Genomic DNA, 6,707 nt, shown 5'->3' on the forward strand with positions numbered 1-6,707 from the left:
AGGAGGCAGATTTGAACACATTAAAAAGGGGTAGTCTTTCAAAGATATATATTGTGGTTCTGATATTAGTTATTGGATACGTACTTTATAATATCTGTGGAGGTCTTATAACCAGCGACTATAAATACAAAGATTTCTTAAATGACATGAAAAATAAAAATGTCAGTGAAATCACCATAAAACAGAATAAGGAAATTCCTACAGGAAAGATTATTGTTAAATTAAAAAATGACGAAACAAAAAGTGTTTATGTTTCAGATGTAAATAAAGTATCTGATGATATTGAGGAAATCAACAATAATGTTGGAACAGACATCCGACCTTATTTAGAGGATGTAAGCAGGGACAGCATTTTTCTTACAACTGTTTTGCCAATGATTCTTTTAGGAGTTGTGGTATTAATTGTTTTTATGATGATGAACGCCAACGCTAATGGTGGCGGTGGTAAAATGGCTAACTTTGGAAAAAGTCGTGCAAAGATGGTTATTGATATCAAAAACATGGATTTCTCAAAGGTTGCCGGTTTAGAAGAAGAAAAAGAGGAATTGGAAGAAATAGTTGACTTTCTTAAGAATCCTAAAAAATACATTGATCTTGGGGCAAGAATCCCTAAGGGTGTACTTTTAGAGGGGCCTCCGGGAACAGGTAAAACTCTTTTGGCTAAAGCAACTGCAGGAGAAGCAAAGGTTCCGTTTTTCACTATTTCAGGTTCTGATTTTGTGGAAATGTTTGTAGGTGTAGGTGCATCACGAGTAAGAGATTTATTTGCGGAAGCAAAGAAAAATGCACCATGTATTATATTTATTGACGAAATTGATGCCGTTGCAAGACGACGTGGAACAGGTATGGGTGGTGGACACGATGAACGTGAACAGACACTTAACCAGATGTTAGTTGAAATGGATGGTTTTGGTGTTAACGAGGGAATTATCGTTATGGCTGCAACAAACCGTGTGGACATATTAGATCCGGCTATTTTAAGACCGGGACGTTTTGACAGAAAAGTTATGGTTGGAAGACCTGACGTTAAAGGAAGAAAAGAGATTTTGGAAGTTCATGCCAAGAATAAGCCTATTGGTGACGATGTTGATTTACAGCAGATAGCACAGATCACATCAGGATTTACGGGAGCTGATCTGGAAAATCTTTTAAATGAAGCTTCAATTCTTGCTGCCAAGGAAGGAAAGGCATTTCTTACCCAGGAAGAAATTAACAAGGCAATGATTAAAGTTGGAATTGGTAAGGAAAAGAGAAGCAAAATTATATCTGAAAAAGAAAAGAGAATTACTGCATACCATGAATCAGGTCATGCAATTCTTTTCCATGTACTTCCGGATGTGGGACCTGTTCATACAGTTTCCATTATTCCTACAGGTGCAGGGGCAGCAGGTTACACTATGCCTCTTCCGGGAAAAGACGAAATGTTCTTAACAAGAGGAAAAATGATTCAGGATATTATGGTAAGTTTAGGCGGACGTATTGCTGAAGAACTTATTTTAGATGATGTTACAACAGGTGCATCTCAGGATATTAAGCAGGCTACGGCTACGGCAAAAGCCATGGTTACTAAATACGGATTTTCAGAGAAGCTTGGACTTATTAATTACGATGACGATTCAGATGATGTATTTATCGGAAGAGATTTGGCACATTCAAAGGGATATGGGGAAAATACTGCATCAGCTATTGATCAGGAAGTCCGTGACATTGTAGAAGATTGCTACGAAAAGGCTAAAGCAATAATAAAAGATTATATGGAACAGCTTCATGCTTCTGCAAATCTCTTAATGGAGAAGGAAAAAATCGGTCAGGAAGAATTTGAGGCATTATTCTAGAAAAGAAGGTTTTATAAGATGAACAGACGGAAAGAAGCTTTATTTCACGATGGAACACAAAGGTTTTTAAGATATGACGAAGAAAAAGGCATATATACATTTGTTCTTAGAACGGCAGCAGGGGAAGTAAATGAGGCTTTTTTATGTATTAGAAATACAGAAATGAGGATGTGTTGTGAAAAGCATGAAGGAAGTTTCGACTATTTCAGCGTAAGTCTTGCGTTGCCGGAAAAACTGGTGAGATACCATTTTAAGGTAGCGGATAGTCGTAAGATTTTATTTTATGATGCATCAGGTGCAAGTGAGTATTGTTCAAATGAGTGGGAGTTTGAGTTTACTCCCGGATTTACCACACCGGATTGGGCAAAGGGTGCAGTAATGTACCAGATTATGGTTGACCGTTTTTGCAATGGGGATAAGTCCAACGATGTGGTAAATGATGAGTATATATATATTGGACGGGGTGTGTCCCATGTGGATAACTGGAGCGAGCCTTCGGCAGTAGATGGGACACGGCAGTTTTATGGAGGAGATTTTCAAGGGGTAATAGACAAACTTGATTATTTAAGCAAATTAGGAATTGAGGTAATATATTTTAATCCTATTTTTGTTTCGCCTTCTAATCACAAGTATGATATTCAGGATTATGACTTTGTTGACCCTCATTTTGGAAAAATAGTAAATGACGGTGGGGGTACAGTAGCACATTATGCATCAAATAATTTTTCTGCAGATAAGTACAAAATCAGAACAACTGATTTAGAAAATCTTGCGGAAAGTAATAAATTATTTATTAAACTGGTAAAAAAAGCCCATGAAAAGGGAATAAAAGTAATTATAGACGGTGTTTTCAACCACTGCGGTTCATTTAATAAATGGATGGACAGAGAGGGAATATATCGGGGAAATAAAAATTACCACCCGGGAGCCTATGAATCTAAGGATAGCCCTTACAGTTCCTTTTTCAAATTTGGAAATGAAAGCTGGCCGGATAACGGAAGTTATGAGGGCTGGTGGGGATTTGACACATTGCCAAAGCTTAACTATGAGGAAAGCGAAAAACTATGTGAATATATTCTTAACATAGGTAGAAAATGGGTATCACCTCCTTATAATGTAGACGGCTGGAGATTGGATGTGGCAGCAGATTTAGGACATAGCGAGGAGTTTAACCATCAGTTTTGGAGAAAGTTTAGAAAAGCCGTAAAAGAGGCAAATCCTAATGCAATTATTTTGGCGGAGTATTATGGTGATGCAAATGCATGGCTGAGGGGAGACCAGTGGGATACGGTAATGAACTATGACGGATTTATGGATCCTGTATCATGGTTTCTTACAGGTGTGGATAAGCATTCTGATAATTCAAATCCTTCGATGCTGGGAAATGCTGAGGCTTTTAATCATGCCATAAAGTATTTTTTATCAAGACTTCAGACGGAATCGTCGTTAGTTGCCATGAACGAATTGTCTAATCATGACCATTCAAGGTTTTTAACAAGAACTAACAAAATGGTAGGTCGTGTGGCAACATCCGGAACAAAAGCGGCACAGGAGAATATCAACGAAGCCATTTTTAAGCAGGGTGTAATAATGCAGATGACTCTTCCGGGAGCACCAACCTTGTATTACGGTGACGAGGCGGGAGTCTGTGGATGGACTGATCCGGATAACAGAAGAACCTACCCATGGGGGAAAGAAAATCTGGAAATAATGGAATTTTACAGAGAAGCAATTGCCCTTCACAGACATAATAAAGTGCTAAAAACAGGTTCCTACAAACCACTTGCAAGTAACCAAGATCTAGTATGTTATGGACGTTTTGATGATAAGGATGCTGTGGTCACTGCCATAAATACTTCTAATAGTGATATGGAGATAAATATTCCGGTTCTAATTCTTGGAAAGGAAGATGATACAGTATGGGAGAGACTTATAGAGACGTCAAGAGAGTTCTATAACTGTGGAAGGATAAAAACAGCTCAGGAAGACGGACATATTCATATACGTGTTCCCGGTCAAAGTGCAGTTGTGTACAGAAGTATATAATATAAAAAATAGTTCCAACAAAATGTTGGAACTATTTTTTATATTAAAATTAAATTATTCAGCCTCTGAAAATTTCTTCTTTGATACTAATGCAACGCCAGCTGCTGAAACAACAGCAACAAAACCTAAAGCAATGTTAGCACCTGTTTTTGGTGATGTCTGTGAAGTGTTTCCACCACCACCGTTACCTGTTGTAACTTCCTCATCAGTTGGGATAACAGTTGCTGATGGGCTTACAGCTGCGAAACAGTTTACTGAAAATGCAAAAGTCAATATCAATGTAGCTAATAAAGCAAGTAAATTCTTTTTCATAAGTTTAACCTCCATAACTAAAATCTTTCTAATATCTTATACCATTATACATTAATGAAATTAAAAATCAAATATTTTTTATAACAAAACTAAATCTATTATTTGATTTTATTATAATATATATCAAGTATCTTTTCAAAAAAGTCGTTTTTGTCTAACTTAAACTCAGCAGAAGCATCCCCTGTTACCATTTTATATTCACCTTTGGTGGTTATCATGTTAAGTCCTGAATAGTTAGTGGCAAGGGATGATGCCAAATAAGTCATAATATTAGGATTTATGTTGGTAACCGTGTATTCAGAACTATCCTGATAAAGCTTAAGTGGCAAAGTAAAGTCATCCTTTATCGCAGGCACAATCTGAGAAGTAAAGGAATTAAGATATAGCCTCTGACATGACATACGTCTTAGGTTGTCGTCAAGCAGGGTTGTATCCCTGTGTCGTACAAACTCCTCTGTTAAATCACCTTTTAAGGTAATGGATTGTCCCTTTGTAAAGCTTCCAAAAGTATACTCAGGTGTTACCGTAACCCCACCAATATCGTCATTTATTACTTTAATAGCAGAAAGGTCGATAGCATAGTAAGCATTAATTGGAATGTTGTATATTAATCTTTCCACGGCAGTAACCTGATTTTCCGCACTGGTGGTTTTACCGTTGCCATAAGCATAAGCAAGACAAATTTGTTTTGTTTCTGTATCGTAATATTTGCCGGCAGCATTGTATCTGATAACCTCTGACATGGTATCTCTGTTTAAACACAGAACTTTAATATGTCCGTTAGAGGTATCATATGTTAATAAATAAAGTGCATCAGCCTGACCGGCTGTTGCTGCTACTGCATCGTTTACTAATTCACGTTTGTCGATACCCATAAACAGTATACTTGCAATATTATCATTAAATTCATATGTATGACCATTGTAATAAACAATACGTCCATTATTTTCGTAATCAATATCCTTAGGGAAACTCATATTAACATTGTCATAGTTAAGAATTTTTTTCTGACCTAAATATCTCATTACGAAAAATGTTACTACAATTCCCAGAATAACACACAGTAAAAAGATTAATATGCCAAGAAAAATCTTCTTCTTTTTGCTCATGCGTTTTTTCTTATTATTTATTTTGCTGTTTCCTCTTGAAAGATGCCCCTTATTAAATTTGTGATTATCACTTGAATGAGATATATCAGAAGCTTTATCATCTGATTCCCCGGATGAATGAGAACGATGGTGATGTCTGTGCTTGTAATTTCTTTCAATTGTATCCCAATCAACCTCAAAAGTTTCACCATCGCCATTATCATGAATTACATCGGTATTGTGATGATAATGATGGTGATGATGGTGTGAGGAGTGAGCATCACTAACCTCTTTTTCAGTACTACTTTCTTCTTTGTCTAAATTGTGGGAAACAGTGCTATCTGTATTATCCCCGGCATTGCTTAAATTTTCTAAATCTTTGTCCTCAGTTAAAGAATTAATTGGTTTGCTCATCCTTAATTAAAACCCCCTGTACTAAATATCGTGTATTTTCAGCACCATTGGTGCAAGTGCTAAGTGTTATTATTTTACTGTTTATATCAAGAGACACTTTCCTGATATTTTTTGAAAGAGAATTCGGATTTGTGGTATATTCAAAATATTTTTTTAGAACTTTTTTGTCGCTAAGCTTAAAGGCATTAAGAATATGTCTGTCATCGTATACATAAGCTGCATAAATTTTATAGGTTAAACGGTGATTTGGCATATAAATATAGATATATTTGTTTTTCTTAAAAAACTTAGCATCTTCAAATTTATGAAGTGACTTAAACATAGAACCGTTAAGCATATTATGCCCGTATAATACGGTTACAGGGTCGGAATAATCCTTTGCATTTTGCTTTTCCGTATAAATAGCACCGGCAAATTCGTTTTCCCTGTTTACATTATGGTTAAGATAAAAGTCATCAGATAAATTTTTACCCGGCTGTACTACAGGATAATCAACGTTGGTGTTAGGAATATATATCCATGAATAAACGTCGGAATTTTTTTCCTGCAACTTAACCCAGTTTATATTGTGATTTTCTACGGTATTAACCAAAGTGGCAGTATTCGTTTCTGTTTCAGGATTAATGTATTCTGCGGAATTTCCACCGTCACTTAGAAAGTAGGAAATGATTTTATAACCGCAAATTACACAAACAATAACTGCTACAATAAAGGTTACACCCCAAAATAATTTTTTCTTATTCATTTTGTAGTATTGTTCTCCTATATTTGCCTCTGGATTATAAACAGTATAGTATCAATATAGCTTTGTGTCAAAGATTAAAATGAAAAAGAAAAAGATTTGGTGAATATAATGGAAATAATTTGGAATATGCAATAAATGTTGTTGCACTTTTTTAAGTAATGTGATATAAATATATATTGTGAATGGGCAGATTCCCGAGTGGCCAAAGGGGACAGACTGTAAATCTGCTGCAACTTGCTTCGGTGGTTCGAATCCACCTCTGCCCAT

The 6,707-nt window shown here is 35.9% G+C and carries 5 protein-coding genes and 1 tRNA gene; 3 read left to right on the forward strand and 3 right to left on the reverse strand.

Annotated elements, in window-relative coordinates; genetic code table 11:
* The first annotated feature begins 11 nt into the window (after positions 1–11).
* Together ftsH and Q5O73_RS03255 are read left to right on the forward strand one after the other, a co-directional pair.
* Positions 12–1,835: an ATP-dependent zinc metalloprotease FtsH gene (gene ftsH, locus Q5O73_RS03250; protein WP_368075833.1), complete on the forward strand. Its 1,824-nt coding sequence runs from the start codon at positions 12–14 to the stop codon at positions 1,833–1,835.
* A gap of 18 nt (positions 1,836–1,853) precedes the next feature.
* Positions 1,854–3,881 (forward strand): alpha-glycosidase, encoded by a 2,028-nt coding sequence (locus Q5O73_RS03255; protein WP_302669027.1) that lies wholly within the window; start codon positions 1,854–1,856, stop codon positions 3,879–3,881.
* A 54-nt stretch (positions 3,882–3,935) separates the two neighbouring features.
* On the opposite strand, the gene Q5O73_RS03260 is transcribed toward Q5O73_RS03255, so the two are convergent.
* The 3 genes from Q5O73_RS03260 to srtB all read right to left on the reverse strand — a co-directional run bounded on the left by Q5O73_RS03260 (position 3,936) and on the right by srtB (position 6,440).
* Positions 3,936–4,193, reverse strand: coding sequence for a hypothetical protein (locus tag Q5O73_RS03260; protein WP_118589233.1), 258 nt, complete (start codon positions 4,191–4,193; stop codon positions 3,936–3,938).
* A 98-nt stretch (positions 4,194–4,291) separates the two neighbouring features.
* Positions 4,292–5,695, reverse strand: a complete 1,404-nt coding sequence (locus Q5O73_RS03265) for an LCP family protein (RefSeq protein ID WP_302669028.1) — start codon at positions 5,693–5,695, stop codon at positions 4,292–4,294.
* Positions 5,679–6,440, reverse strand: coding sequence for a class B sortase (srtB, locus tag Q5O73_RS03270; RefSeq protein WP_021952166.1), 762 nt, complete (start codon positions 6,438–6,440; stop codon positions 5,679–5,681). Before srtB ends, Q5O73_RS03265 begins: the two co-directional genes overlap by 17 nt.
* A gap of 184 nt (positions 6,441–6,624) precedes the next feature.
* Here srtB and Q5O73_RS03275 point away from each other — a divergent pair.
* Positions 6,625–6,706 (forward strand) — tRNA-Tyr (locus tag Q5O73_RS03275).
* Position 6,707: the final 1 nt, after the last annotated feature.

Source organism: Eubacterium sp. AF15-50 (assembly GCF_934835595.1).
In the GTDB taxonomy this organism is placed as follows: domain Bacteria; phylum Bacillota; class Clostridia; order Lachnospirales; family Lachnospiraceae; genus Eubacterium_G; species Eubacterium_G segne.

What these genes read in the sequence shown, in the direction of transcription:
- Q5O73_RS03265 (WP_302669028.1), bottom strand. Translation starts at nt 5,695, where the DNA reads ATGAGCAAACCAATTAATTCTTTAACTGAGGACAAAGATTTAGAAAAT.
- Q5O73_RS03255 (WP_302669027.1), top strand. Translation starts at nt 1,854, where the DNA reads ATGAACAGACGGAAAGAAGCTTTATTTCACGATGGAACACAAAGGTTT.
- srtB (WP_021952166.1), bottom strand. Translation starts at nt 6,440, where the DNA reads ATGAATAAGAAAAAATTATTTTGGGGTGTAACCTTTATTGTAGCAGTT.
- Q5O73_RS03260 (WP_118589233.1), bottom strand. Translation starts at nt 4,193, where the DNA reads ATGAAAAAGAATTTACTTGCTTTATTAGCTACATTGATATTGACTTTT.